18 protein-coding genes and 2 tRNA genes are annotated in these 26,440 nt (G+C 60.2%); 7 read left to right on the top strand and 13 right to left on the bottom strand.

Annotated elements, in window-relative coordinates; all coding sequences use genetic code 11:
- The first annotated feature begins 34 nt into the window (after positions 1-34).
- The 3 genes from J3T95_RS01560 (at position 35) to J3T95_RS01550 (ending at position 6,715) form a co-directional block, all read left to right on the top strand.
- The gene (locus tag J3T95_RS01560) at positions 35-2,509 is read left to right on the top strand and encodes a phosphoketolase (RefSeq protein ID WP_220235935.1); all 2,475 of its coding nucleotides are present in this window, start codon (positions 35-37) and stop codon (positions 2,507-2,509) included.
- Positions 2,510-2,900: 391 nt separating this feature from the next.
- Positions 2,901-5,399 carry a glycoside hydrolase family 31 protein gene (locus J3T95_RS01555; RefSeq protein WP_267450168.1) on the top strand — a complete coding sequence of 833 codons (2,499 nt, stop codon included), beginning with the start codon at positions 2,901-2,903 and terminating at the stop codon, positions 5,397-5,399.
- 29 nt (positions 5,400-5,428) lie between these two features.
- The gene (locus J3T95_RS01550) at positions 5,429-6,715 is read left to right on the top strand and encodes an MFS transporter (protein WP_267450167.1); all 1,287 of its coding nucleotides are present in this window, start codon (positions 5,429-5,431) and stop codon (positions 6,713-6,715) included.
- A 22-nt stretch (positions 6,716-6,737) separates the two neighbouring features.
- Here J3T95_RS01550 and J3T95_RS01545 read toward each other — a convergent pair whose 3' ends face one another.
- The gene (locus tag J3T95_RS01545) at positions 6,738-7,730 is read right to left on the bottom strand and encodes a LacI family DNA-binding transcriptional regulator (RefSeq protein ID WP_267450166.1); all 993 of its coding nucleotides are present in this window, start codon (positions 7,728-7,730) and stop codon (positions 6,738-6,740) included.
- 256 nt (positions 7,731-7,986) lie between these two features.
- On the opposite strand from J3T95_RS01545, the gene pta reads away from it, so the two are divergent.
- Together pta and J3T95_RS01535 are read left to right on the top strand one after the other, a co-directional pair.
- Complete coding sequence (gene pta, locus J3T95_RS01540; protein ID WP_416378730.1) at positions 7,987-9,678, top strand: phosphate acetyltransferase; 1,692 nt, start codon at positions 7,987-7,989, stop codon at positions 9,676-9,678.
- Positions 9,679-9,885: 207 nt separating this feature from the next.
- Positions 9,886-11,112 carry an acetate/propionate family kinase gene (locus J3T95_RS01535; protein WP_267450164.1) on the top strand — a complete coding sequence of 409 codons (1,227 nt, stop codon included), beginning with the start codon at positions 9,886-9,888 and terminating at the stop codon, positions 11,110-11,112.
- Between the two features lie 139 nt (positions 11,113-11,251).
- Here the strand turns inward: J3T95_RS01535 and hisN are convergent, their stop codons facing one another.
- Together hisN and aroA are read right to left on the bottom strand one after the other, a co-directional pair.
- On the bottom strand, positions 11,252-12,052 hold the full coding sequence (gene hisN, locus J3T95_RS01530) for a histidinol-phosphatase (RefSeq protein WP_267450163.1): 801 nt from the start codon (positions 12,050-12,052) through the stop codon (positions 11,252-11,254).
- 32 nt (positions 12,053-12,084) lie between these two features.
- Positions 12,085-13,440 carry a 3-phosphoshikimate 1-carboxyvinyltransferase gene (gene aroA / locus J3T95_RS01525; protein WP_416378739.1) on the bottom strand — a complete coding sequence of 452 codons (1,356 nt, stop codon included), beginning with the start codon at positions 13,438-13,440 and terminating at the stop codon, positions 12,085-12,087.
- A gap of 118 nt (positions 13,441-13,558) precedes the next feature.
- Here aroA and J3T95_RS01520 point away from each other — a divergent pair.
- Positions 13,559-13,632 (top strand) — tRNA-Pro (locus tag J3T95_RS01520).
- A gap of 750 nt (positions 13,633-14,382) precedes the next feature.
- Here J3T95_RS01520 and J3T95_RS01515 read toward each other — a convergent pair.
- From J3T95_RS01515 to J3T95_RS01490, 6 genes are all read right to left on the bottom strand, one after another.
- Positions 14,383-14,541 (bottom strand): hypothetical protein, encoded by a 159-nt coding sequence (locus J3T95_RS01515; RefSeq protein WP_267450161.1) that lies wholly within the window; start codon positions 14,539-14,541, stop codon positions 14,383-14,385.
- 69 nt (positions 14,542-14,610) lie between these two features.
- On the bottom strand, positions 14,611-15,324 hold the full coding sequence (locus tag J3T95_RS01510) for an NUDIX hydrolase (protein WP_267450160.1): 714 nt from the start codon (positions 15,322-15,324) through the stop codon (positions 14,611-14,613).
- A gap of 35 nt (positions 15,325-15,359) precedes the next feature.
- Complete coding sequence (locus J3T95_RS01505; protein WP_416378729.1) at positions 15,360-16,277, bottom strand: Nif3-like dinuclear metal center hexameric protein; 918 nt, start codon at positions 16,275-16,277, stop codon at positions 15,360-15,362.
- 48 nt (positions 16,278-16,325) lie between these two features.
- A complete protein-coding gene (polA, locus tag J3T95_RS01500; RefSeq protein ID WP_267450159.1) occupies positions 16,326-19,220 on the bottom strand; it encodes a DNA polymerase I in 2,895 nt (964 codons plus the stop codon).
- A gap of 7 nt (positions 19,221-19,227) precedes the next feature.
- The gene (locus J3T95_RS01495; protein ID WP_416378728.1) at positions 19,228-19,875 is read right to left on the bottom strand and encodes an ANTAR domain-containing response regulator; all 648 of its coding nucleotides are present in this window, start codon (positions 19,873-19,875) and stop codon (positions 19,228-19,230) included.
- A gap of 49 nt (positions 19,876-19,924) precedes the next feature.
- Positions 19,925-19,998 (bottom strand) — tRNA-Leu (locus J3T95_RS01490).
- Positions 19,999-20,119: 121 nt separating this feature from the next.
- Here J3T95_RS01490 and J3T95_RS01485 point away from each other — a divergent pair.
- Entirely contained in the window at positions 20,120-20,713 is a 594-nt protein-coding gene (locus tag J3T95_RS01485) for an NUDIX domain-containing protein (RefSeq protein ID WP_220237420.1), read from the top strand.
- A gap of 151 nt (positions 20,714-20,864) precedes the next feature.
- Here J3T95_RS01485 and pyk read toward each other — a convergent pair whose 3' ends face one another.
- The 4 genes from pyk to coaE form a co-directional block, all read right to left on the bottom strand.
- Positions 20,865-22,307, bottom strand: coding sequence for a pyruvate kinase (gene pyk / locus J3T95_RS01480; RefSeq protein WP_220235948.1), 1,443 nt, complete (start codon positions 22,305-22,307; stop codon positions 20,865-20,867).
- Between the two features lie 114 nt (positions 22,308-22,421).
- Positions 22,422-23,420: a TerC family protein gene (locus J3T95_RS01475; RefSeq protein ID WP_220235949.1), complete on the bottom strand. Its 999-nt coding sequence runs from the start codon at positions 23,418-23,420 to the stop codon at positions 22,422-22,424.
- A gap of 161 nt (positions 23,421-23,581) precedes the next feature.
- Positions 23,582-25,693: an excinuclease ABC subunit UvrB gene (gene uvrB / locus J3T95_RS01470; protein ID WP_220235950.1), complete on the bottom strand. Its 2,112-nt coding sequence runs from the start codon at positions 25,691-25,693 to the stop codon at positions 23,582-23,584.
- A 39-nt stretch (positions 25,694-25,732) separates the two neighbouring features.
- A complete protein-coding gene (coaE, locus tag J3T95_RS01465) occupies positions 25,733-26,365 on the bottom strand; it encodes a dephospho-CoA kinase (RefSeq protein ID WP_267450157.1) in 633 nt (210 codons plus the stop codon).
- Between the last annotated feature and the right edge of the window lie 75 nt (positions 26,366-26,440).

The raw sequence follows: 26,440 nt of genomic DNA, 5'->3' as shown, positions 1-26,440 counted from the left end.
AAATAAACAATCGCACTAAAGTGCAGGAGTACACATGACGAATCCTGTTATCGGCACCCCTTGGGCGAAGCTGGAGACCCCAATCGCCGAGGAGACCCTCGAGGCCGTCGACAAGTATTGGCGAGCGGCCAACTATCTTTCCATCGGACAGATTTATCTTCGCAGCAACCCCCTGATGAAGGAGCCCTTCACTCGGGAGGACGTCAAGCATCGTCTGGTCGGCCACTGGGGCACCACCCCCGGCCTGAACTTCCTGCTGGGCCATATCAACCGTCTGATCGCCGACCATCAGCAGAACACCGTTATCATCATGGGCCCCGGCCACGGCGGCCCTGCCGGTACCTCGCAGTCCTACCTGGATGGCACTTACAGCGAGTACTACCCCAAGATCACCAACGATGAGGCTGGCCTGCAGAAGTTCTTCCGCCAGTTCTCCTACCCGGGCGGCATCCCCTCCCACTTCGCGCCTGAAACCCCCGGATCCATTCACGAGGGTGGCGAGCTGGGCTATGCACTCTCCCACGCCTACGGCGCAATCATGAACAACCCCAGCCTCTTCGTGCCCTGCATCGTGGGCGACGGCGAGGCCGAGACCGGCCCTCTGGCCACCGGCTGGCAGTCCAACAAGCTGGTCAACCCCCGCACTGACGGCATCGTCCTGCCTATCCTGCACCTGAACGGCTACAAGATCGCCAACCCGACCATCCTCTCGCGCATCTCCGACGAGGAGCTGCATGAGTACTTCCACGGCTTGGGTTATGAGCCCTTCGAGTTCGTCGCAGGCTTCGACGATGAGGATCATCTGTCCATCCACCGTCGCTTCGCCGACATGCTGGAGACCGTCTTCGACAAGATCTGCGACATCAAGGCCCGGGCCGAAACCGACGACATGACCCGTCCCTTCTACCCCATGATTATCTTCCGCACGCCTAAGGGCTGGACCTGCCCCAAGTTCATCGACGGCAAGAAGACCGAGGGATCCTGGCGTGCCCACCAGGTGCCGCTGACCTCCGCCCGCGACACCGATGCCCACTTCCAGGTCCTCAAGAACTGGCTGGCTTCCTACAAGCCCAAGGAGCTCTTCGACGAGAAGGGCGCCCTGCGCCCCGAGGTCACCAGCTTCATGCCCAAGGGCGACCTGCGCATCGGCGAGAACCCCAACGCCAATGGCGGGCGTCTGCTCAAGCCGCTGGAGCTGCCTGACATCCACGACTACGAGATCGACGTCAAGAAGCACGGACATGGCTGGGGCGCCACCGAGGCCACCCGTGTCCTGGGCTACTACACCCGCGACGTGCTAGCCAAGAACCCCACCGACTTCCGCATCTTCGGGCCCGATGAGACGGCTTCCAACCGTCTGGCTGCCGCTTATGAGGTGACCAATAAGCAGTGGGATGCCGACTACCTTTCGGAGCTGACCGACGAGCACATGGCCCACACCGGCCAGGTCATCGAGCAGCTCTCCGAGCACCAGATGGAAGGCTTCCTGGAGGGCTACCTGCTGACCGGACGCCATGGCATCTGGAGTTCCTACGAGTCCTTCGTGCACGTCATCGACTCCATGATCAACCAGCATGCCAAGTGGCTGGAGGCCACAGTCCGCGAGATTCCGTGGCGCAAGCCCATCGCCGGCCTGAACCTCCTGGTCACTTCGCACGTCTGGCGTCAGGACCACAACGGGTTCTCACACCAGGATCCCGGCTTCGTCGACATCCTGCTGAACAAGAACTTCAACAACGATCATGTAGTCAACATCTACTTCCCCGCTGATGCCAACATGCTGCTGAATGTGGGCGAGCGGTGCTACAAGTCGACCAACTGCATCAACGCCATCTTCGCCGGCAAGCAGCCCGCCGCCACCTACCAGAGCGTGGACGAGGCCGCCGCCGAGCTGGAGAAGGGGGCCGCCCGCTGGGATTGGGCCTCCAACGCCGAGGATGCCGAGGATGCCGATGTCGTCATCGCCACTGCGGGCGACATCCCCACCCAGGAGGCCCTGGCCGCCGACGATATGCTGCAGAAGCTGGGCCTCAAGGTCCAGTTCGTCAACGTGGTCGACCTGCTGAAGATCCAGGATGCCGAAGAGAACGATCAGGCCCTGTCCGACGAGGAGTTCACCGAGCTCTTCAGCAAGGACAAGCCGGTCCTGTTCGCCTTCCACGCCTACCCCGGCTCCATCTACCGCCTGATCCACGGACGCCCCAACCACGACAACTTCTCCGTGCACGGTTACGAGGAGCAGGGCTCCACCACCACGCCGTTCGACATGGTGCGTGTCAACAACATGGACCGCTGGTGCCTGGCCGCCTCCGCCCTAAAGCTGGTGGATGCCGGCAAGTATGCCGACCAGATCGACAAGTGGACCAAGTTCCGCGATGAGGCTTTCCAGTTCGCCGTGGACAAGGGCTACGACCACCCCGATTACACCGACTGGGTCTGGCCCGATGCCAACCGCGCCGGCCAGGAGACCATCTCCGCCACCGCCGCGACCGCCGGAGACAACGAGTGATACTGCCGACCAGTTCTGTGGGCTGATCCTTCGATCCGGCCGTCGACAGGAATTCGAAATCCCCACCACTTTCATGTGGTGGGGATTTTTTCATATGCTGAACCTGTCCACATGGTCAATCGAGAGCAGCGCTCATCATCTGAGTCGATGGACACCCCATGGGAATTGACGGCTTCTCTGCCTGCGAGCCGGTAAAAACCATTCCATGGAAATCATAAAGCCCCCCTCCTGGAAAATTCTGGCAAGCCCGTCTACCCTGCCCCTCTTCTGCCAAGAATAGGAATTGATTGCCGTGGTCGTCCGGCACCAGGCATGCCGCTGGACGGAACGTGATCCTCGGCAATCGACTATCGCGAAGCGATTCCAAGCAATGACGCCAGGGAGGGCATTCATGAAAGCAAGCACCAAACTCATAGGCATGGACAACCATGGTGATTATCTGGATCTGATCACCAACGGGGCCAGATTCAGAATCTACCTGCTGGACCAGAACATCATCCGCATACGAAGCACCTTTGACGACGAGTTCAGACCCGAGCTCTCTTATGCCTTGGTCAAGACCGCCTGGGAGGACGGCACCGACCAGCTTATGGCCGATGAGCGCCAGCGCGTTGAACCCATCCGAATAAAGGTGATGGACGGGCCGGGCGCAGTCAAGACAATCACCAATGGTCGATACACCCTGACCATCACCGCAGAGCCCTTTGCTTTCACCATCAGAGACTGGAAAGGCAGGGTCCTCCACCAAGACCTGCCAGGCAGGGCCTTCGTCGAAGACAGCACAGGCCGCCCGATCCATTATTCCAGCATGGGCGACCATGACCACTTCTACGGGTTCGGCGAAAAATCCGGCGACCTCGACAAGCGCCGCCGCCGAATGCGGATGCATAACACGGATTCCCTGGGGTGGGATGCCACCCGGAGCGACCCCCTCTACAAGATGATCCCCTTCTACATCGACTTCAACGAGTATACCGGCCTGGCCTACGGCCTCTTCTACAACAACAGCGCCGACTCGGTCTTCGACATGGATGCCGAGCATAGCAATTACTGGCTTCGATACAGCTACTTCCAGGCGGAAGCCGGCGATATCGACCTCTTCTTCATCGGAGGACCCACTATTGCAGATGTCGTTCATCATTACACGGACCTGACTGGGAAGACCGCAATGATGCCCCTATCTTCCCTGGGATACATGGGATCGACCATGTTCTACACCGAACTCGACAAGGATTGTGACAAGGCCGTCGAAGATTTCATCGACACTTGCCGTCAGAACGATATACCCTGCGATGGGTTCTTCCTCTCCTCTGGATATACGAGCGGATCAGAGGGAAAGCGCTACGTCTTCACCTGGAACAAAAACCGCTTCCCCGACCCCAAGGGATTCGTAGATCATCTGAAGGAAAAGGGCGCACTCCTGGCACCCAATATCAAGCCCGGCATGCTGACCACACACCCATACACCGAGCGGATGGAGCAGGAGGAAGCCTTTGTCAAAACGCCTGACGGCGGAGGTTGGCAGGAAGACCGCTTCTGGGGCGGACCGGCCCACTTCGTTGACTTCACCAGCCCTGCCGGACGCCAAGCCTGGGCCAAGGAGATGCAAGAGCATCTGCTCACCCTGGGAATAACCAGCATCTGGAACGACAACAACGAGTATGAAATCAACGAGGACCAGGCCATGGTCGATGCCGAAGGCCAGCACCTTCCCATCAGCATGGTAAAGCCGATCATGTCGACCATGATGGCCAAGACGGCCCAGGAGGCCGTCAAGAGGTACGCCCCAGGAGCCCGACCCTACGTAATCAACCGAGCCGGTTTCGCAGGCATCCAGCGCTATGCCCAGACTTGGGCGGGAGACAATGGTACATCCTGGACCAATCTCAAGTACAACGTGCCGACCATCCTGGGCATGGGCCTGTCCGGAGTGGCCAATCAGGGATGCGACATCGGCGGCTTCGATGGCCCGGCCCCAGACCCCGAGCTCTTTGTACGATGGGTTCAGAACGGCATCTTCCAACCCCGCTTCTCGATCCACTCCTGCAACACGGACAACACGGTCACCGAGCCCTGGATGTATCCTGCCTACACCAAGTACATCAGCAAGGCCATACAGCTCAGGTACAGCCTCGTCCCATATTTCTATGCCCTCCTTCACCAGGCTTCAGTGGACGGATCGCCCATCATGAGACCGCTGGTATACGAGTTCCAAAACGATCCCCGAACCTGCCAGGAGAGCTTCGAGTTCATGTTGGGGCCCTCCCTCCTGGTAGCCAACGTCTTGGACAGGGGCGTGGACCGTATCCAGGTCTATCTGCCCAAGGGTGCCGAATGGTTCGACCTGACTGCCAACCGATACATTCCGGGTGGCAGCGAAATCACAGTCCCCGTCGACCTAGGCAGCATTCCGCTCTTCCTGCGCGTCGGAAGCATCATACCCACCTGTCAAGGTCTGGCCAACCTCCACCTGGACCCCATCAACCATCTGGAGATCCTCATCGAACCCAATCGGAAAGCTTGCTTCGACCTCTATGAGGATGACGGGCTTTCCATGGATTACCTCAAGGGTGCCTACCGCCAGACCAGGATCAGCGCTCGCCCCGACGAACAGGGCGTGACCCTGGATCTGGAGAGCACCGGCGACTTCACAACCAGGGTCGAACGGATGACCCTGGCCGTGCTCTCCAGGACCATGGCCCCACTTGGGGTTGAGCTGGATGGCAGACCCCTGGATCGATATCTGAACATGGATCGCTTCCGCAGCGCCGCCAGCGGCTGGTTCTTTGACGGCCAGACCTGTCGTGCCTTGGTCAGGTTCCCCAACCCTGAAGGCGACCACCACCAGGTCAGGCTGGGTTTCACGGCCAAGGACCTTATCTCCATCTGAGCATGGCAACCGAGATTAGAGGAAAATATATGGATTCACACAAGACAGAGTCATCGGAGCAGGCCCTTAAAGCCTCTGATGGCGAAATCAACGTCAAGGGTTTCAACCTGGCCCGCTGGGTCATCGGCTACCTGGCCTTCTGGATCATCATGTCCATTGGCTTCGCCATGGTCAGCCAGGTTCTGCTCCCGCAGCGCATCAAGGACATGGGAGCCTCAAACCCTACTGCCGTTCTAGGAACGATGACCTCAATCGGCTCCATCGTGGCTCTGGTGGCCAACATCGTCGTCGGCGCCCTGTCCGACTTGACCAAGTCCAGGTTCGGACGCCGTTCGCCCTGGCTCTTCTGGGGGGCCTGGTTCACCCTGGCCTTCTACCTGCTGATGGGCAATATCGGCATCATCACCGGCCTGGTGATCACGCTCTGGCTGTCCAAGCTCAGCTTCAACATGATGAACTCCCCCATCTACTCAACCGTTTCCGACAGGGTCCCCAAACGGTATCGGGGAACGATCTCATCCGCCATCGGCTTCGGCAACACCCTAGGCCTGGCCATCGGCGCCTGGGCAGGAGCCAGATTCATCGAGAGCGTGCGGCTGGGCTTCACCATCGCCGCCATCTGCATGTTCATCTCAGCCATGCTTTTCCTGATCATCATCCCCAAGGAACCCAGCAACAAGCAGGAAGAGACCGTTAACACCGGGCAGAGCGCCTGGAAGCACATCGTCTACTCCTTCACCCCGCCCATGCACGCTCCTGATTTCTGGAAAGCCTTCTGCTGCCGGACCCTGCTCCTCCTGGCTATCCAGATGCTCTCAGGCTACTGGCTCTATATTTGTCAGGACTACATCGGTTTGCCCAAGGCATCAGCCGCTAAGGTCGTTTCCACCATCGCCATCTTCCAGATGGTGGCTTCCATCGTAGCCATGTTTGTCGGGCCCTTATCCGACCGCATCCACCGCCGCAAGCCCATGGTGGTTTTGTCGGCCGTGCTGGCAATCATCGGATTCGTGTTCCCCCTGGCCTTGCACAACATCACCGGCATCTACATCGCCTCCGTCTTCGTGGCACTGGGACAGGGGATCTTCATGGCCATCGACCAGGCCCTGAATGTGGATGTCCTGCCCAGCAAGGAGAACGCCGGAAAGGATCTGGGCTTCATCAACGCGGCGACGACAGCTGGCCAGTCCGCCGGCATGGCCTTGACGTCCATCATTGTGTCGACGACAGGGACCTATACGTATATCTTCCCGATCGCCATCGTGATGTCCATCCTCTCCGCTCTCTTCGTACTCTCGATCCGCTCGGTCAAGTGAGCCAGGAGGCAAGCGGCAGGGTCTAGGCCTTGATATGGCTGGGGGCCCTGCTTGTGCTCGCCCGTTCTATCAATACGGTGGAGACGCTGCTTGCCGCCGAGCAATGATCTGCAAGGTGAAGAATCTCGTTGATGAGCATTTGGGCAGCCTGATAGCCCATTTCGGCATGAGGGATCTGAATGGTGGTCAGGGATGGTGCCATGAACCGACCGATCGGATTATCGTCAATGCCCACCACCGAAACCTTGCCAGGCACCGCAATTCCGCGTTCATGCAGAAACCGTATAAAACTAATGGCGATGTCGTCATTGAAAGCCAGTACGGCATCCGTCGGGCGTGTTATGAACGAATCATAAACTCCGGCTCTGTTTTCGTCACAGGGGTATGCGCATGGGAGCACTTTAAATTCAAGGCCTTGCCCTCGGGCGGATTTAGCAGCGGCACGCAGCCTGACGACGTTCTGCCAGGAGTTCTCAGGGCCCTGCATATAGGATAAGGAACGGCATCCATTCATTCGCAGACTTCTTACCGCCTGATCGATGCTGGCCGACTCGTCCACCCAGATCGAAGCGATCCCCGGCACCACTCTGTTGAGCACGACAATTGGCTTATAGGCCGCGAAATGGCGGATCTGGGCATCTGAAAGCCTGGAGGAACCAAGGATGAGTCCATCTACATGGCCGAGAGCGCCTCTGATGGTACCGGCTTCCTGCGCTACGCTTTCCTGTGTATCTAGTACAAACAGACCGAACTTGTGCAAATGGCAGGATGCCTCTATTCCCCTGGCAATCCTGGCCGAGACGATGTTCTCCAGATCAGTCACCACCGCAGCCAAGAACCCCTGGAGGCGGCTGACAGCCGGGGCATCCACAATCTGCTGATTGTAGCCCAGCCGTTTTGCTGTTTCCACCACATGGTTTCTGGTCTTCAGCGCCACCCTACCAGGCCGGGAGAAGACCCTGGATGCGGTTGACAGGGAAACGCCTGCCGACTGGGCAACCTGTGTCAAGGTCACATCGGTCAACTCTTCCCTCGTTCCCTCCTTTGGAAGAGTCCCAGTACCGATGCGACGCATATACCAAATATAGGAATTCCACCTCATGTCCTCTTGGGCATTTCACTCAGTTGCATCGATCCTTGCAAACGCATGATTGCTGACTTCCAGACCCTGGTCTGGCTGCGCAGGCATCGCAGGTGTTGCATCAGACACCTATACTGGTAAAGGTTGTGAACGAAGCAGTCACACGAGACATATGAACAGGAGAGGCACAGTGAGCCCTGCAAGCATCACCATCATCAGTCCGGAGGCGGCCAAGGGCCGCAATGTCGTGGCCTACGGTCTGACCAAGGCCCTTTCAGCCCGAATGAAGACAGCCATCCTACGTCCGGTGGCCTGCCGCAAGGAGATGCTGACTGATACCCTTATCGCTGCCAGCAGCTCCCCTGAGCTGAGCGCTGAGATCTGCCGCGGCACCTGCCCGTGCAAGGCCACCCAGGACGCGAGCCAAACCCGCGCGGATGCCCTGGTCATCCATGATCGAGTTGTCGCCCAGACCAGACCCGATATGCTCCTGGTCGTGGGCAGCGACCACTCAAAGGTCTTCGACCCGGAAATCATGGGCCTGAACGCTGACATCGCTGCCGATCTGCGCTCCCCCGTCCTCCTTGTAGTGTGCACCATCGGCCGTGAGCCCAGGCAGGTCATGAAGACCGTCCAGGCCTGCCGCAGGACCGTCGAGGCCAGTGGCACCGCCCTTGCCGGTGTGTTCGTCTCCGGTTGCGAAGACGGTCAGAAAGGGCCCTTGCAGGAAGCCTTTGGGAATTACGATCGCCCTGTATGGACAGTTTCCAAGATTGACTTCGATGCCGACCCCGCTGCCAAGCAGGTTCATGAAGAGGCCTACCGGGCCTTCATCAAGGATGTCGACTTGGACCAGGTGCTCAAGGCTGTAGAGGAGTCGAAGCCCCAAGTGACCACCCCGGCGGCCTTCCAGAACGACCTTCTGGCACGCGCCAAGAGCAGCAAGAAGACCATTGTTCTGCCCGAAGGCGGCGAGGACCGCATCATCAAGGCTGCCGACTATCTCTTGGCACGCGACATTGTCGACCTGATCATCGTAGGCGACAAGCAGGCCATCCTGGCACGAGGCCAGGAACTGGGACTGAACAACCTCGGCAAGGCTGCCTTCCAATCCATGGACGATGAGAATGTCCTGAAGCCGATGACCGAACGACTCTGCGAACTTAGAGCCAAGAAAGGCATGACCCACGACCAGGCCCGCAAGCAGCTAACTGATGCCTCCTACTTCGGGACCATGCTGGTCGTCTTGGGCAAGGCTGACGGTCTGGTCTCCGGCTCCATCAACTCTACGGCCAACACAGTGCGTCCGGCCCTCCAGGTCATCAAGACCAGGCCCGATGCCTCCTTGGTTTCCGGAGCCTTCCTGATGTGTTTCCACGACCATGTGGCAGTCTTCGCCGACTGCGCCATCAACCTGAACCCCAATGCGGAACAGCTTGCCGACATCGCCATCCAGTCGGCCCAGACGGCAAAGTCCTTCGGAATCGACCCCAAGGTGGGCATGCTTTCTTATTCCACGCTAGGTTCTGGCAAGGGCCCTGATGTGGACTTGGTCGAGGAGGCCACTCGCCTGGCCAAGAAGAAGGCCCCTGACCTGCCCATAGTCGGTTCCATCCAGTTTGACGCAGCCTGGTCGCCCACCGTGGCGGCCGCCAAGGCCAAGGACGATCCGGTTGCAGGAAAAGTCAATGTCTTCGTCTTCCCCGACCTGAGCGCAGGCAACATTTGCTACAAGGCCGTCCAGCGCACTTCGGGCGCCCTGGCGATCGGGCCGGTACTGCAGGGGCTGAACCGGCCCGTCAACGACCTGTCCCGCGGTGCCTTGGTGGCGGACATCATCAACACAGTGGCGCTGACTGCCATCGAAGCTCAGCAGAACTGATCCATAGCCGATCCGTCACCACGGTCGTAGGGCCATGCATGAGAGGGCGCGATCCCCTGTGGATTGGGCCCTCTCATGCTGCTGCAGACGATCTGGTCCATCTGTAGGAAAAGCGCGGTTCCAAGCCTTTTGTAAGGGCCGATGAGTAATCTTGAAGACTGATTGAGGAGCGCAGGCTCTATACAAGCACATCAGGAGGATGCCCTAATGGCGAAAACCGTCCTAGTCATCAATTCGGGTTCAAGCTCGATCAAGTACCAGCTGGTCGATCTGGAGACCAGCCAGAGCCTGGCCTCGGGTCTGGTCGAGAAGATCGGCGAGCCCACCGACGGCCATTACAAGCACGAGGTCAACGGCGAGAAGCATGAGCTCGAAGAGCCCATCCACGACCATGAGACCGGACTCAAGCGCGTCCTGGGCTTCTTCAAGGAGTATGGTCCCGATCTGGACAAGGCGGGGATCATCGCCGTCGGCCACAGGGTCGTCCAGGGCGGAGCCATTTTCCCCAAGCCCGCGCTGCTGACCAAGAAGACCCTGAGCCAGGTCAAGGATCTGGCCGTGCTGGCCCCCCTGCACAACGGCCCCGAGGCAGAGGGCGCCGAGGTCATGAGCCGACTGATGCCGCAGACCCCGCAGGTCTTCGTCTTCGACTCCTCCTTCTTCTTCGAACTGCCCAAGAAGGCCTCCACCTACGCCCTCAACAAGGACATCGCCAAGCAGTACCACATCCGTCGCTATGGCGCTCACGGAACCAGCCATCATTATGTGGGCCAGCTGGTTCCCGGCCTGCTGGGCAAGCCTGCAGAAGGCCTGCGCCAGATCGTCCTGCACATCGGCAACGGAGCCTCCGCTTCGGCGCAGGTCTCCGGGCATCCTGTTGAGACCTCCATGGGCCTGACTCCCCTGGAGGGCCTGGTCATGGGCGGTCGCACTGGCGACATCGACCCCGCCGTTGTCTTCCACCTGATCCGCAATGCCCACATGAGCGTGGACGAACTGGACACTCTCTTCAATAAGCGCTCCGGCATGACCGGCCTGACCGGTTACGGCGACATGCGCGAGGTCCACCGGCTGATTGCCGAGGGCGACGAGGATGCCAAACTGGCCCTGGACATCTACATCCACCGCATTGTCGGCTACATCGGCAACTACACGGCCCAGATGGGTGGCCTGGATGCCATCACCTTCACAGCTGGCGTGGGCGAAAACGATGAAATCGTGCGCCGCCGGGTTATCGAGCAGCTGGAGCCCTTCGGCGTGAAGCTGGACCAGGAGAAGAACGACCAGCGTTCCAAGGAGGCGCGGATCATTTCGACCCCCGACAGCACGGTCGCCGTCTGCGTCATCCCCACCAACGAGGAGCTCTCCATCGCCCGCCAGGCCGAGGTCGTCGCCAGCCAGGGCGATGCCTACGGCAACAAGTTTCAGGCCTGACCGCTGACCTGACCTGTCCTCTCAATCTGATTCTTGGTCGGTCAAATGATGGATGATTGAGATCCGGGTTTTGCCTTAAGCACCAAGAAGGCCGGTGACCACAACAATGTGCATGTGGTCACCGGCCTTCTTGTATATGTCAGTCGCCCAGAGCCTCCAGGGCCTCCTTGTGCAGAAGACCGTTGCTGGCAAGGCCATTGCCACCCCAGGGACCCGGGTTGCCTGCCAAGTCAGTGAAGCTGCCCCCTGCTTCGGTCACGATGGGAACCAGCGCGCCCATGTCATAGAGGTCCAGTTCCGGCTCGGCCGCCAGGTCGATGGCACCCTGGGCCAATAGCATGTACTGCCAGAAGTCGCCGAATCCACGCAGCCGCCAAATCCGATCAGTCAGGTCGAGAAGCCGATCCTGGCGGCCTATGGCCTTCCAGCCGGTCAGTGATGACAAGGACATGGAGGCGTCTTCCATCCGGTCCACTTTTGATACGTGGATGGCCTCGGGAGATCCACCCTGACGTGCCATATAGGCCCCCTGCCCCTGTGCGGCGTACCAGCGAGTGCCCAACATGGGGGCCGATACTGCACCGACCATCATCTGATGGTCTGCCTCCAAGCCGATCAGGGTCGCCCATACCGGGACCCCGCGCACATAGTTCTTGGTCCCGTCAATCGGATCGATGATCCACCGTCTGCCGTTGGATTTCTGCTTTCCCAGCTCCTCGGCATAAATGGTATCGTTCGGCCTGGCTCGGGCTAAAACGCGACGAATCACCGCCTCCGCCTCTTTGTCAGCCTGAGTGACCGGGGTGTTGTCCGCCTTGCGTTCCACCTGGAGATCCGGCGACTTGAAGTAGCCCATGGTGACCTGATCCGCCTGATCGGCCATGGCGATGGCCAGATCCAAATCCTCCTGCCAGGTCTGCCTTTCAGCCCCAGCATTCATAACACGGCTCCTTTCGCTCAAATCGCTGTGGCTCAACCTTGGCCCTCGCCCTCCAGCATCCGCTTCCACATACCCGGGAAGTCAGGCATGGTCTTGGCCGTGGTGCCGATGTCGCGCACTCGGATGCCAGGTATCTTGAGCCCAATCATGGCGGCAAACGTAGCCATGCGATGGTCAGCATAGGTCTCCATGACAGCCCCGTGCATACGCTGAACAGGCACGGGCTCAATGGCCAGCCCATCGACAAGTTCGCTGGCTTGTCCGCCTATTCTGGTGATTTCCGTGGCTAGTGCCTTCAGCCGGTTGGTCTCATGACCGCGCAGGTGACCGATGCCGTGCAGGCGGCTGGGTCCATCGGCAAAAACCAGGATAGCCGCAAGAGAGGGCACTATCTCGCCCGCCAGGGAAAGGTCGAAATCACCGAGTCCATGAATCGCTTCCTCGCCCATCACCTTGCAGGTGGTACTGTCCTGCCCGTCGGGAGCCATCTCTACCCGCGCGCCCATAGTCTCCAGATATCCGGGAAGCAACCCACCTGGCTGGGTGGTATGGTCTGGCCAGTTGGGCACACTGACTTGCCCGCCTCCTATCAGAGCCGCTCCCAGGAAGGGGGCCGCATTCGACAGATCGGGCTCCACCTGTACCTGATCGGGCAGCTGTGTCCCAGCAGATCCTCTGCCTTCAACGCTCCACCTGCAACGGTCAGGGTTGGCCTGGACCTGGACTCCGGCCTGACGCAGGTCCTCCACGGTCATAGCAATGTGTGGAAGACTGGGAAGATGCTGGCCGGAGTGGATGATGGTCATGGTGCCATCAGCCCTGGCAGCCAGGAGCAGGAGACCGGAAATAAACTGCGAGGACGCCGAAGAGTCTATGGCCACTTCCATGCCCGCCAAGCGATCCGGCGGCGTGAGTACAAAGGGCAGGAAGCCCTCATGGCCCAGGTACTCGATCCTGGCTCCCAGCTGGGTTAGCCCGTCCAGCAGGGGCCTCATGGGGCGGCGATACGCCTGTTTGTCCCCGTCAAAGCGGGTGGGACCATCAGCCAGCATGGCCAGGCCCGGCACGAACCTCATGACAGTTCCTGCCAGCCCGCAGTCCACCCGAGCGCCACCGCGGAAACATCCGCCTGCCGGTGGAACGACCGTCACATTCGTAGGGTCGTCCGAATCAACCCGACAGTCCACACCGAGGGCCTCCAGGGTCCGAATCATCAGGTCCGTATCACGCGACCTGAGCAGACCGGTCAGTCTGACGGTGCGGCTTCCCAGGGCTGCCAGAATCAGATATCTGTTCGAGAGGGACTTGCTTCCCGGTATGGTCACCGTTGCGTCCAAGGGGCCACCCGTCTGCGGCGCCGCCCATGTCTCTTCCACTGTCATGGTCACCATGGTAACCGCAGGCGCAGAGCTGTTCCCTTCCCCTGCTCACCCCTGCAGGATCGGCTGGGACCCGACCCTGTGCTATATTGATACATTGTGCCCGTACAGTGATATCTATGGGCGCCGGGCTATAGCGCAGCTTGGTAGCGCGCCTGCTTTGGGTGCAGGATGTCGCCGGTTCAAATCCGGCTAGCCCGACTTTGCATTTGTCCATGACGGGAGTAGGGTCCCTGGCGTTCATACACAGCAATCCCACAAAGAAAATCACGAGAGCCAGAAGACCTGTCAGACTCGCATCAATGGACATGGTGATGGCGATGCCGACCAGATTGCCCAGCGTCAGAAAGATCATCTGCCCCAGAGGCGCCCCGATCATCATGAGCACCACTCCCATAGTCGCGACCAGGTGGTCCTCGTTCACCGCACTGATGAGCATGGTCATAAATGGCGGGTTGATTGTGCCGAGGAGATCGTTGATGGCCAGGAGCGGAATAAAGGGCAGGGCAGGAATGCGTAACCAGACTAGGTTGACCCCTACCACGGAAGCTGCGGCCATGACGCCGGTCAGCAGGTGGGCCAAGGACAGCCGCCGGGGTTCAAGCGAACCCACAGGGCAGTCGACCAGCAACATGACGGCGAGGGTCATGGCCGCTCGCCCGCTCGTGCGGCCAATGGCCAGGAACAGGCCTCTCAGCGCCAAAGCTGAGGCCGCCTCCGCCAGCCCTCCGAGGATGCAGGGTCATAGCCTGCTCTTTTTTAGTTCCAGTTTCAGCAGCTTCTTCATATAGGCCCTCCATAGCCTTGATCAGGGTTCGCTCGGTGGCCTCCTGACCCTTATTAACGAGCTCGGCACGCTGGCCTGCAGGCTGACCCTGGCGTCCGCAACGACCATCAAACGGTTAGCAGTGCGCAGCACCTCGTAGAGGAAGCGGCTTGAGCAGCCAGGCTTCACAGGCTGTCTCGCAGCTTTCCGATGGCTGCAGGGTCCAGTCCGTTGAGAGGTTCGTTCAGCAGGTAAAGGGTCATCATGTATCTGGCCAAGATCAGCCCCTGCCTCATGCCTATGGAATAATTGCGATGCCCTTCTGGATCCTTCGGCGTGCCCATGCGGTGCTTCTCTCCCCATCGGTGCATCAATGCCTGATAAGAGGCTATCTTGCCACTGGTATGTTTTGCCTATCTGCTCATAGCTCTTGCCGACTTGACCTCAACCTTCTGCAAACGACGGATAGCCTCATGCTGGATGGCCACCACAGCCTTGGCATCGGCGATTCCAGCCGCACAGAGCTCCTGCCAGGAGACCCAGGCCGACTGGATATGCTCGCCTGGGTCAAAGTCGGTGGATCCCTGATGCCAGCGACGCAGATGTAGGATCATGATGTGTCCGAGCTCGTCGCTCATGCCCAAGGATGAGTAGACATCGGGAGCGGCATCGATCCAGCCGTCCTCCGGATCCAAGTGGCTTTCAGAGCCCTGAGCACCCTCGGACCCGGGCATCAGACCAGTCTCCTCGCGAAGCTCGCGCAGGACGGCCTTGACCGGGCTCTCCCCTGGGTCGATGAAGCCGGCTGGCAGGCCGAATACGTAGCCCTGGGCGCCCACCCGGTACTCGCGGGTCAACAGATAGGCATCGGCAGCGCAGTCGTGCACCAGCATGACCACGCAGGGGGCATGGCGGATGAGCTGTCTGTCGATGGTCTCCTTGGAACCGTCACGCCGGAACATGGCCACCTGCTGCTGGTCAATAACGAATATCGGGCCGCGGAAGACCTCCCTGTCATCCATCAGCTCGGGGGCGCGGGTCATGTCAATGCCCTTGGGCCCCTGTCCATCCCGGTCCGCCAGTCTGGCAGCCAAACGTGCCTGCAGGGCCTGTGCTTTATCGCTCATGCAATCACTCTTCCTCAACCGTCAACCCTCAGCAGTCAGCGCACCACCATGGTCCAGGGATCGGTGACCTTGCATGAGACCTCCACCTGCGGACGAACACCGGTAGCCGTCTCCAGAGCCCTGGCAATGTCTCCCCTGGCGTAGCGGAACCAGAGACTCTCGATGGCCGAGTGCGGGGTGTTGATCAGCATGGGCCTGGGCTGATTGGGCCGATCGGCCAGCCGAGCCTCATAGAGGGCCTGCTGGTAGGCGTCCGTGGCAGGATGATGGCGCAGATCGCTGGTGATATATACATCGGCTCCCGTGGACCGAACCAGGTCGAATTCGGAATCCCCCGAGCCGGGCAGCAAGGCGACCGTTGAGACCATGGCCTCGGACAGACCGACCGCCTGAAGACCCAGAGCCGTCCTGGGCAAGAGGTCTGCCACTGCATGGACCAAATCCTCAAATGGCGTGGGCCCCGGAAGTCGGCCCCAACGACCCAGGCCCACCTGGATCCCCTGATCGGCGTGCAGATCACGTTTTGAGACCGGCTGAGGGGCCAGCGGTCTCGCCTCCTGCAGATCCAGGGCATCGGCAGCCGCATGGGCCACGCCACGGTAGGCGGCATCGGCATTGGTATGCCCCACCCAAAGCCCGCAACGGCCCTCAATAAGTCTGGTTACCATATCCCCGCGGAAGTCCAGGCCGGAAACCTGGTGAACCGACCTGAAGAAGAGCGGATGGTGGGTGATCAGCAGGTCGGCTCTGTGGTCCAGAGCCTCCTGTATCACATCGAGCCGAGGGTCCACAGCGCACCAGATCCGTCTGACTGGCCAGGACGGGTCCCCCGCCACCAAACCTGGATGGTCCCAGTCCTCCGCGTAGTCCAGAGGATAGAGCCTCTCCAGCAGATCCACCACCTTGCCCAGAGGCACCGAAGGCCTCTGAACCTCATCCTGTTCATCAGGCATGTCGATCCCTCCTCGGATCCTACCAGGCCCAGGCCACCCCATATCAGGTTAGTGAGCAGCCAGTTCCCAGTCCTGGCCGATGCCCGTGGACACGTCCAGGGGCACGGCCAATTCAACGGCATGTTCCATGGAATCCTTGACCAGCTTGGTGGCCTTGCCGGTCTCGCCGGGAGCTATCTCCACCAGCAGTTCATCGTGGATCTGCAGCGAGATGCGGCTCTTGAGCCCCTGGTCGGACAAAGCACGGCTGGCCTTGATCATGGCAATCTTCATGATGTCGGCGGCCGACCCCTGGATGGGCGCGTTCAGGGCGGCTCTTTCAGCGGCTTCTCGAATGGGACGCCGCTTGGATCGCAGCCCAGGGAAGTAGCGCCGCCGCCCGAACATGGTCTCGGTATAGCCCTTCTCCCGGGCATCGGCCACCAGGGATTCCAGGTACTCATGCACCTTGCCGAAAGTGGCGAAGTACTTGGCGCGCAATACGTCGGCAGCGGCCGGGCTGATCTTGAGCTGCTGGGCCAGGCCGTAGGTACTCAGTCCATAGGCCAGGCCGTAGCTCATGGCCTTCACATGGGAGCGCTGGTCCCCGGTAACCTCCTCCATGGGGATGTCGTAGACCAGACTGGCCACATACCGGTGGAAGTCGGCACCCGACTTGAAAGCGTCAATCAGCGCCTTGTCACCGGAAAGATGGGCCATGATCCGCAGCTCCACCTGGGAGTAGTCCGAGGAGAGCAGCGCCTCATACCCGCTGCCGGGCACGAAGGCCGAGCGGATCTCGCGGCCCCGGGCATCCCGGTTGGGAATGTTCTGCAGGTTGGGATCGACCGAGCTCAGCCGGCCAGTGGCAGCCACGGTCTGCTCGTAGGTGGTGTGCAGCCGCCCATCCCGGGGATTGACCGCCTCGCGCAGAGTCTGCACAATCTGCTTGAGCTTATTGGTCTCTCTGTGCTTGAGCAGCGCACCCAGGAAGTCATTGGCCCGCTCATTGTTGACCGACTTGATGTACAGGTCCTGCAGGACCGAAACATTGGTCGAATAGGATCCGGTCTTGGTCCTGTGGGTAGGCACCAGTCCCATGTCGTCAAAAAGCACCTTGCTCAGCTGCTTGGGGCTTTGCAGGTTGACACGGCTGCCAGCCTTATCCCAGGCGATTTCCTGAGCCTGGCGGGCCTCTGCGGCGAACCGGTCGTGCATCTCCTTCAGACGGGCATCGTCCACCTTAGCGCCCTCGGTCTCCATCTGCTCTAGGACTGCGGAGGTGGGCAGCTCTATGGTGCGCAGCAGGCCGTACTGGTGGCGCTCGTCCATCAGCCCCTGCAGACGCTCGGAGACCATCATGACATACTGTGCCTGGCGAAGAATCCGAGTCCCCCGCCTACGCTCATCCTCATCCTCTCGCCCGTCCAGGGCCAGGGCCCCCTGTGTGGCTTGAGGCTCCTCCTCTGCGGGGATGGCCAGGAAATGGGCGACAGCCTGTTCCAGATTGTCGGCATGGAAATCAGGCTCAGCCAGATAGCCTGCCAGCTTAGTGTCGAACAAGGGCAAGGACATGTGCAGCCCCTGGCTCTCCAAGAAGTGCAGATGCTCCTTGTAACCATGGACCACGCAGGTGCCGATCCGCTGGTCAATCAGCTCCTGTATAGCGGCACGCATGTCTTCGTCAATGTCTTCCGCCATGAGGACCAGACCGTGGCCGTCCATGGAGAGAATGGCCAGCTCTTCCAGGCCGTAGTCGCCGTGCTTGGCCCAGCCGATGGCGTGAAGAACCCAGTGCTCCTTCATGGCCTCGCTGCAACGCATGGCATCCTGATCGGAGTCGCCGATGTCCTTGACATTGTCCAAGGAATCAGCCATGGCCTTGACATGGTCCGCCGAGCGTCGGCAAAGGGTCTTATTCGGCAGATGCTTCTCGCACCATTCCCGCAGCTGGTCGGCGGATTCCGCCTTATCGCGCTTGGGCTGGGAGAACTCCTCCTGCTTGTCGCTGACATCGACCAGTGCCGAGGCCGGAGAGTAATCATAATCAGCAACCGTGTTGAATCCGCGCAGGATCTTCTTGCGGGTCTGCGGGCCGAACTGCAGCTGCTCGAAGATGGGCAGGACCTGATCCGTATGGATGGTGCCGAAACGCAGGTCCTCCACTTTCACGCCCAGATCCAAGTCGCGCACCAGGGCGTTGACCTTCCGGTTGAGCCGCACCTGGTCTGCGTTCTCCGCCAGGGACTGGCCCTTCTTGCCACCGATTTCGTCAGCGTGGTCCAGAATGGAATCCAGCGATCCGTACTTGTTGATCCACTTGGCGGCATAACCGTCACCGACGCCCGGTACGCCGGGGATGTTGTCGGCTCCTTCGCCGCGCATGGCGGCCAAATCCGGGTACTGCTCCGGGGTCACCTTGTAGCGGTCCATGATGGCCTGAGGCGTCATGTGCTTGAGGTTCTTGAAGTGGTGGCCCGGGTAGAGCACGGTGATGTCGTCGTCCACCAGCTGGAAGGCATCCCTGTCCCCGGACAGGACCAAGGTCTTGAATCCGGCCTGCTCCCCCATGGTGGCCAGCGTGCCGATGATGTCGTCGCCCTCATAGCCGGGCTTTTCGATATAGGTGATGCCCAGGCCTTTGAGCAGGTCCTGGATCAGGGGCAGCTGGCTCAGCAGCTCCTTGGGTGCGGCCTCACGGGTGCCTTTGTACTGGGGCAGCATCGCATTGCGGAAAGTACCCCCCTTGACGTCAAAGGCAACGCCCATATGAGTGGGCTTCTCCTTGGCCATGACATCCGCCAGCATGGTGGCAAATCCCCACACCGCGTTGGTGGGCTGCCCGGTCGAAGTGGTGAAACTCTCGACCGGAAGGGCATAGAAGGCCCGGAAGGCCAGCGAATGTCCATCGACGACCAGCAGAGTGCGGCCGTCCTTGTCCTGCTTCTTCGTCTGGTCTTCCATAAGAGGGCTAACGGTCGTTCTGGTTGGCCACGTTGTTGATGACCACGTCGGCCACCTCCTGCATGGTCAGCCTGCGGTCCATGGAGGTCTTCTGGATCCAGCGGAAGGCTTCAGACTCGGTCATCCCCATGCTCTCCATCAGCAGACCCTTGGCCCGGTCCACCCGCTTGCGGGCCTCAAAGCGGGCCTTCATGTCGGTGACCTCGTCCTTCAGGGCGTTTATCTGGTCAAAGCGGGAGATGGCCACCTCAAGGGCCGGCAGCAGCTTCTCAGGAGCGAAGGGCTTGACAACGTAGGCCATGGCTCCAGCATCAGCCGCCTTTTCGACCAGGTTCTGCTGGGAGAACGCCGTCAGCATAACCACCGGAGCCAGATTCTCCTTGCCGATCTCAGTGGCGGCGGTAATGCCGTCAGTGCCGGGCATCTTCACATCCATAACCACTACGTCGGGCCTCAGCTCACGGGTCAGATCAATGGCCTCCTGGCCGCTGGCCGCCTGGCCGACCACGTCATAGCCGGCATCCTCGAGAGCTTCGACGGTATCGAGCCTGATCAAAGCCTCATCCTCCGCCACAACCACGGTCCGCACTTCGGGGGAATCGCTGCGGTTCTTACTCTCTGAAGCCACTTTCAACCTCGTTTCCTGAAAGTCCACCCGAACTTCACCGTAAACCGATGAGGGACGGATGGGGTTCGCTTTATCGTGCCCCCGGTGAGACTCGAACTCACACTGCACGGATTTTGAGGCCGTTTCCTCTACCAATTGGGATACGGGGGCTTTTCATTACCACAGAGAATGTACCATACTTTGACGACGACGCAAGGCTATTCGTGTTGAATCTGCCTTAGAATGAAGACAGTTATGTACACAGGCACATCAGCAGTCGAAGGAGAGCATGATGACCACTCAAATCTATCGACGGTTCGATCCTTGGCGCACCTCCCCTGTCCAGGAGAAGGCCCGCAAGCAAATTATGGACAGCCACTATTTCAGCGTCGACAGGGTCACCTTTGAATCCAGCGACAATCAGATTTTCGATCGCAGCATCGTCAGCGAGAAGCATGGAGACACCATCGCCGTCCTGGCCATCACCGACGACGGAAGGATGCCACTGGTTGAGCAGTACCGTCTGCCCATCCACCGCTGGACTCTTGAGCTGCCAGCGGGACATCCGCTCAACGACAAGGAAGCTCCCATCGATGTAGCCACTAGACGACTGCGTGAGGAGGCCGGGTACAAGGCTGCCTCCCTTAACCAGTTCGCCAGGTTCATCAACACCCCCAGCTTCTCCACGCAGCACACCACCCTCTTCTATGCCCAGGGCCTGACCCCGGTCCAGCCGACTAGCCTGGCACCGGAGACCCCCCATCAGAATGTGCGACTCTTCACTGTTGATGAGGCCTACGACATGGTGATTGCAGGGACCATACTGGACGCCAAGACCACCATCGCCATCCTGCGGGCGAAGATCGGACTGTCCGATTTGCACTGAGGCAGGAACCACCGCATAGCGAACCGGCGGCCTCTCCCCTACCTGACAGGCGGGGGAAAGATCACCGGTTACTTGTTCTATCAGCGCCGAGTGAACCTGGCTGCCGCCTGCCTAGCCTGTTCAGTCGGCAGCCAGGCGGCGGGCCGGAGAATCATTCGTTGGCACCTACCGTGTGCACGTAGATGCAGTCGGTGTTTCCTGGCTCATACTCGCCCTGAGCGCTGCTGAGCACCACCAGGCAATCGCCGTCGGAGACCTTGCCCTCCTTCTTCAGGGTGGCATCCACGAAGGCCATGAGGCCTGCACGGTTGAAGTCGTGGTAGTCCTGTTCGCACATGAAGGCCTCGGTGCCCCAGCTCAGGGCCAGCCAATGATAGGTGTGCTCATTGGTGGTCAGCGCGTAGATGGGGGCAGCCGGACGCTCACGGGAGACGCGGTGCACGGTGTTGCCGGTCTGAGTGAAGGCCACGATGGCCTTGGCGTTGATCTTGTCAGCCAGGTCCACGGCAGCGGAGGAGACTGCACCGGAGTTGGACATATCCAGGTTGTGCATGGCCGGGATGCGGTCGAACCCATGGGTGGTGGCGTACTCGGAGATCCGGGCCATGGTGGAGACCGTAGTGTCAGGATAGTCACCCACGGCGGTCTCGTTGGAGGTCATAGTGGCGTCGGCGCCGTCCAGGACGGCGTTGGCGCAGTCTGAAGCCTCGGCGCGGCTGGGAATGGGCGAATGAACCATGGAGCCCAGGACCTCAGTGGCGACGATGACCGGCTTGGCATACTGACGGGCCAGCTCGATGCAACGCTTGGTCACCAGGGGGACCTGCTCGAAAGGCATCTCCACAGCCATATCGCCGCGGGCCACCATGATGCCGTCGAAGGCCTTCACGATCTCCTCCAGGTTCTCGACCGCCTGGGGCTTCTCGATCTTGGCCACGATGGGGATGCGACGACCCTCCTCATCCATAATTTCGTGAGCGCGGTCGATGTCGGTGGCGAAGCGGACGAATGACATGGCGATGATGTCGGCACCGGTGCGGATGCCCCAGCGCAGGTCCTCCTCGTCCTTGGGGGTCAGTGCCGGCAGGCTCACGGCCACGCCGGGCAGATTGATGCCCTTGTGGGAAGAGACCGGACCAGCTACGACCACCTTGGTATGAACCTGGTTGCCCTCAACCTTGGTGACCTCCAGACGGACCTTGCCGTCATCGATCAGGATGGGATCGCCGGGATGGCAATCCCCGGGCAGCCCCTTGAAGGTGGTGGAGGTCATGTGCTCGTCACCCTCGACATCGTCGGTGGTGATGGTGAACTCCTGGCCCTCCTTCAGGATGACCTTGTCTTCACCCTGCTCGTTCTTCTTGAACCAGCCGCAACGAATCTTGGGGCCCTGCAGATCGACCAAGGCCGCAACGTTGCGTCCAGTCTCCTTGCTGGCCTGACGCACGTTGTTGTAAACCTTCAGGTGATCTTCCGGGGTGCCGTGTGACCGGTTGAGCCTGGCCACATCCATGCCGGCCTTGACCAGCTTGGTGATGTTTTCCAGCGACTCCGAAGCCGGCCCGATGGTATCGACGATCTTGGCTTTGCGCATATGCTACCTGCCTGTTCTTTTTCTTGTTTACCGTTCTATTGTACAGACTCAGGCTGATAGGGACCAATAATTTCCGTTAGCGTTAACAACCCTTGTGGCTCAAGGCTTTACTTATTATTTCTCTCCCTGCGAGACTGCTTGAGAAGACTGATGGCGGCTTTTGAGCACTGAAGCCAAGGCCGCGATGCCTACGGCCAGGACGATGATCAGCAGGGATACCCAGGTAGGTATGTCCGGTACTGCTTCCAAGGGCTGCCCACCATTGATGAAAGGCAGCGTGTTGCCGTGTAGAGCCTCCATAATCAGCTTGACACCGATGAAAGCCAGGACCACAGCCAGCCCCAGGGGCAGATACTCCAGCTTGTCCAGCAGGGATCCCAACAGGAAGTAGAGCTGCTGAAGGCCCAGCAGGGCGAAGACATTGGAAGTGAAGACGATGAAGGGGTCCTTGGTCAGTCCAAAGATGGCCGGAATGGAGTCAAAGGCGAACATGACATCGGTGGTGCCGATGGCCAGGAAGACCACCAGCATGGGCGTGAAGCAGCGTTTGCCCTCAAAGGTGGTCCGCAGATGCTCACCGTCGTAATGACTGGTGATGGGAATGACCCGACGCAGGACCCTGATCAGCCCGTTCTCGTGGTACTCCTCCTGCTTGCCCCGGCTGGAGACCATGTTCCAGGCGGTATAGAGCAGGAAGAAGCCGAAGATGAAGAAGACCCAGGTAAAGCGGGTGATCAGCGCTGTCCCGGCCAGGATGAAGACGCCGCGCAGCAGCAGGGCGATGGCGATGCCGACGCTGAGCACATAGCGCTGAAGACGTAAAGGCACGGCGAAATTGCTCATAATAATGACGAAGACGAAAAGGTTGTCGATGCTGAGCGAGTACTCGGTCAGCCAGCCCGAGTAGAACTCGATAGCCGGCTTGGAACCGGCAACCTTCCAAATCAACGCCCCGAAAATCAGGGCCATGACCACGAAGAAGCCGATATGCCGCACGCATTCGCCAGTCGAAGGCACATGCGGCCGCCGCCCGATCACCAAAAGATCAACCACGAAGAAGATGGCCAGCACAACCAGGCTCACAACCATAAACGGCAGAGGTGTTTCGGACATATCACCAGACTCTAGCGGCAAGATACGACGTGCTCATCTCCCCCGCCCGTATGTCAGAACTCCTCACAGACGGCAGTCTGCAATCAGGGCTTGTGATGTCTTGTCCCACATCACAGTCCCACGACACAGTCGTGTAGGGACCACTGGCCGAAAGGCCAAACTTACTTTTTCGCCTCGGTCATCTGCCGCAGCTCTTTCTTCAGATCCTTGATCTCATCGCGCAGACGGGCTGCAAGCTCGAACTGCAGCTGTTGCGCAGCCGTGTGCATCTGGTCGCTCAGCTGACGGATCAGGTCGGCAAGGTCCTGAGCCGGCAGACCAGCCTGGAGAATCTCCTGATGCCGCTTGTCGGCCTCCTCCTTGTCGTAGAGGGGCACACCCAAATGGGAGTTGCCAGCCTTGTTGGCATTCCGGTAGCCACCCGCCAGCAGGGTCTGGGTGTCCACATCCTCCTTCGCCAGCATGTCATTGACGTCGCTGATCTTCTTGATCAGCGGCTTGGGGTCCACGCCGTGCTCCTTGTTGTAGGCAATCTGCTTGGCCCGGCGACGGTTGGTCTCGCTGATGGCCTTGTCCATGGAGTCGGTGACCTCGTCGGCATACATGATGACCTTGCCGGACACATTCCTGGCCGCACGGCCGATGGTCTGGATCAGTGAACGGTAGGAGCGAAGGAAGCCCTCCTTGTCCGCATCCAGAATAGCCACCAGGGAGACCTCGGGCAGGTCCAGCCCCTCACGCAGGAGGTTGATGCCCACAATGACGTCGATCTTGCCTTCGCGCAGCTCCCGCAGGAGCTCCACCCGCCGCAGGGTGTCCACGTCTGAGTGCAGATACTCCACCTTGATGTCTCGCTCCAGCAGGTAGTCGGTCAGGTCCTCGGCCATCTTCTTGGTCAGCGTGGTCACCAGGACCCGCTCGTGACGGGCCACTCGGGCCTTGATCTCGTCCAGGAGGTCGTCCACCTGGCCCTTGACAGGCCTCACCTCCACCTCGGGATCCAGCAGACCGGTGGGCCGGATGACCTGCTCCACCACCCCGTCGGACAGACCCATCTCATAGTCGCCCGGCGTTGCCGACAAGTAGACGGTCTGGCCAACCTTGTCCAGAAACTCAGGCCACTTCAGCGGACGGTTGTCCATGGCCGAAGGCAGCCGGAAGCCATGCTCGACCAGGGTCCGCTTGCGGCTGGCATCCCCCTCGTACATGGCTCCGATCTGGGGAACGGTCACATGGGATTCGTCGATGACCAGCAGGAAGTCATCAGGGAAGAAGTCCAGCAGAGTGTGGGGCGGCGTCCCGGGTTCGCGCCCGTCGAAGTGGCGGGAGTAGTTCTCGACCCCGGAACAGGTGCCGATCTGGGTGAGCATCTCCAGGTCGTAGGTGGTGCGCATGGTCAACCTCTGGGCCTCCAGCTCCTTGCCCTGCTTGCGCAGCTGGCCCACACGCCAGTCCAGCTCCTCCTTGATGGTCTTCAAGGCGCGCTCCATCCGCTCGGGACCTGCCACATAGTGGGAGGCGGGGAAGATGTGCACGGAGGTCTCGTGGGCAATCTCGTCGCCGGTCAGCGGGTGCAGGGTGGAGATGCGGTCTATCTCGTCGCCGAAGAACTCGATGCGGACGGCCAGCTCCTCATAGACGGGGATGATCTCGACCGTGTCGCCGCGCACGCGGAAGGTGCCTCGGGTGAAGGCGATGTCGTTGCGCTTGTACTGCATGTCCACGAACTTGCGCAACAGGTCGTCCCGGTTGATCCTGTCCCCCTCGTGCAGGAAGAGCATGCGCCCGGCGTACTCCTCGGGCGTGCCCAAGCCGTAGATGCAGGAGACGGTGGCCACCACCACGCAGTCGCGCCTGGTCAGCAGGTTGGCCGTGGCGGCGTGCCGGAGCCGCTCCACGTCGTCGTTGATGTTGGAGTCCTTCTCGATATAGGTATCCGTCTGAGGGATGTAGGCCTCAGGCTGGTAGTAGTCGTAGTAGGAGACGAAGTAGGAGACCGCATTGTCGGGCATCAGCTCGCGGAACTCGGCGCAGAGCTGGGCGGCCAGAGTCTTGTTGGGTTCCAGAATCAGGGTAGGCCGCTGCAGACGCTCAATCAGCCAGGCCGTGGTTGCGGTCTTGCCGGTGCCGGTGGCGCCCATGAGCACCACGTCGTTCTCGCCGTTCTCGATCCGCGTGGCCAGTTCCTCGATGGCCTCTGGCTGGTCGCCGGAGGGCTTATATGGAGACTTGACCACGAAGGGCTTGTCGGTCCGCTCAATATTGAACCCCATGAAACTCCCTTCCAGGATGCGTCATCCGCCTAAGGCCCCTCAGTCGCTGTGCGAGGACTCCTGGGCCAAGACCTGTAGCTCTTTGTATATTCTATCAACAAACTCGAACATTTGTTCGATAGGCTGGGACCCGTCAACAAGCAGATCGGCCTGAGCGCGTCGCGAACTGCTGCTGCTCTGGGAACCGATGCGCTCAACAGCCTGGCTTGGCGTCATATGCCGCTGATTCACCATACGCGCAATCCTCACCTGGCTTGGAGCCTCCACCACCAAGACTCTGTCGAAATGAAAGGGAATGGCCGAGCCCACTTCTGTCAGCAGGGGCACCTCATGGACCACCACCTCGGAGCCGTCCAGCCAGGGCTGCTCGGCCTTGGCGGCCAAGTCATAGACCAGCGGATGGATGATGTCGTCCAAGTCCCGGCGATCCCGGTCGGCTGTCGGCCCGCCGAAGACCCGTGCCGCCAAAGCCGACCTGTCCACTCCACCATGGCCGTCCCCGCATCCTAAACCGAACCTCTCCAGCACCGGCCTTACGCCGGGTCCGCCCGGAGCGATGACCTCGTGGGAGAGCCGATCGTAATCGATGACCCTGGCCCCGTCCTGAGCCAGCCGAGCCGCCACTGTGCTCTTGCCGGCCGCAATCCCGCCAGTCAATCCTACACGTATCATCCCGACCTCCCGCTTATACCTTATGGCAGCACATACAAATGGAGGGGCCCGACCGAGGCCGGACCCCTCCATTTA

Origin of the sequence: Bifidobacterium sp. B4079 (assembly GCF_026537385.1) — a bacterium.
Lineage (GTDB): Bacteria > Actinomycetota > Actinomycetes > Actinomycetales > Bifidobacteriaceae > Bombiscardovia > Bombiscardovia asteroides_I.
This window is presented reverse-complemented; position numbering and strand designations above follow the sequence as displayed.

Bases quoted from the DNA above. Each gene is read 5' to 3' on its own strand.
- J3T95_RS01505 (WP_416378729.1), bottom strand. From the start codon at position 16,277: ATGCCTGATGAACAGGATGAGGTTCAGAGGCCTTCGGTGCCTCTGGGC.
- hisN (WP_267450163.1), bottom strand. From the start codon at position 12,052: ATGAATGCTGGGGCTGAAAGGCAGACCTGGCAGGAGGATTTGGATCTG.
- J3T95_RS01485 (WP_220237420.1), top strand. From the start codon at position 20,120: ATGACCACTCAAATCTATCGACGGTTCGATCCTTGGCGCACCTCCCCT.
- uvrB (WP_220235950.1), bottom strand. From the start codon at position 25,693: ATGGGGTTCAATATTGAGCGGACCGACAAGCCCTTCGTGGTCAAGTCT.
- coaE (WP_267450157.1), bottom strand. From the start codon at position 26,365: ATGATACGTGTAGGATTGACTGGCGGGATTGCGGCCGGCAAGAGCACA.
- J3T95_RS01555 (WP_267450168.1), top strand. From the start codon at position 2,901: ATGAAAGCAAGCACCAAACTCATAGGCATGGACAACCATGGTGATTAT.
- J3T95_RS01560 (WP_220235935.1), top strand. From the start codon at position 35: ATGACGAATCCTGTTATCGGCACCCCTTGGGCGAAGCTGGAGACCCCA.
- J3T95_RS01550 (WP_267450167.1), top strand. From the start codon at position 5,429: ATGGATTCACACAAGACAGAGTCATCGGAGCAGGCCCTTAAAGCCTCT.
- pyk (WP_220235948.1), bottom strand. From the start codon at position 22,307: ATGCGCAAAGCCAAGATCGTCGATACCATCGGGCCGGCTTCGGAGTCG.
- J3T95_RS01535 (WP_267450164.1), top strand. From the start codon at position 9,886: ATGGCGAAAACCGTCCTAGTCATCAATTCGGGTTCAAGCTCGATCAAG.
- J3T95_RS01475 (WP_220235949.1), bottom strand. From the start codon at position 23,420: ATGTCCGAAACACCTCTGCCGTTTATGGTTGTGAGCCTGGTTGTGCTG.
- J3T95_RS01510 (WP_267450160.1), bottom strand. From the start codon at position 15,324: ATGAGCGATAAAGCACAGGCCCTGCAGGCACGTTTGGCTGCCAGACTG.
- J3T95_RS01515 (WP_267450161.1), bottom strand. From the start codon at position 14,541: ATGGGCACGCCGAAGGATCCAGAAGGGCATCGCAATTATTCCATAGGC.
- polA (WP_267450159.1), bottom strand. From the start codon at position 19,220: ATGGAAGACCAGACGAAGAAGCAGGACAAGGACGGCCGCACTCTGCTG.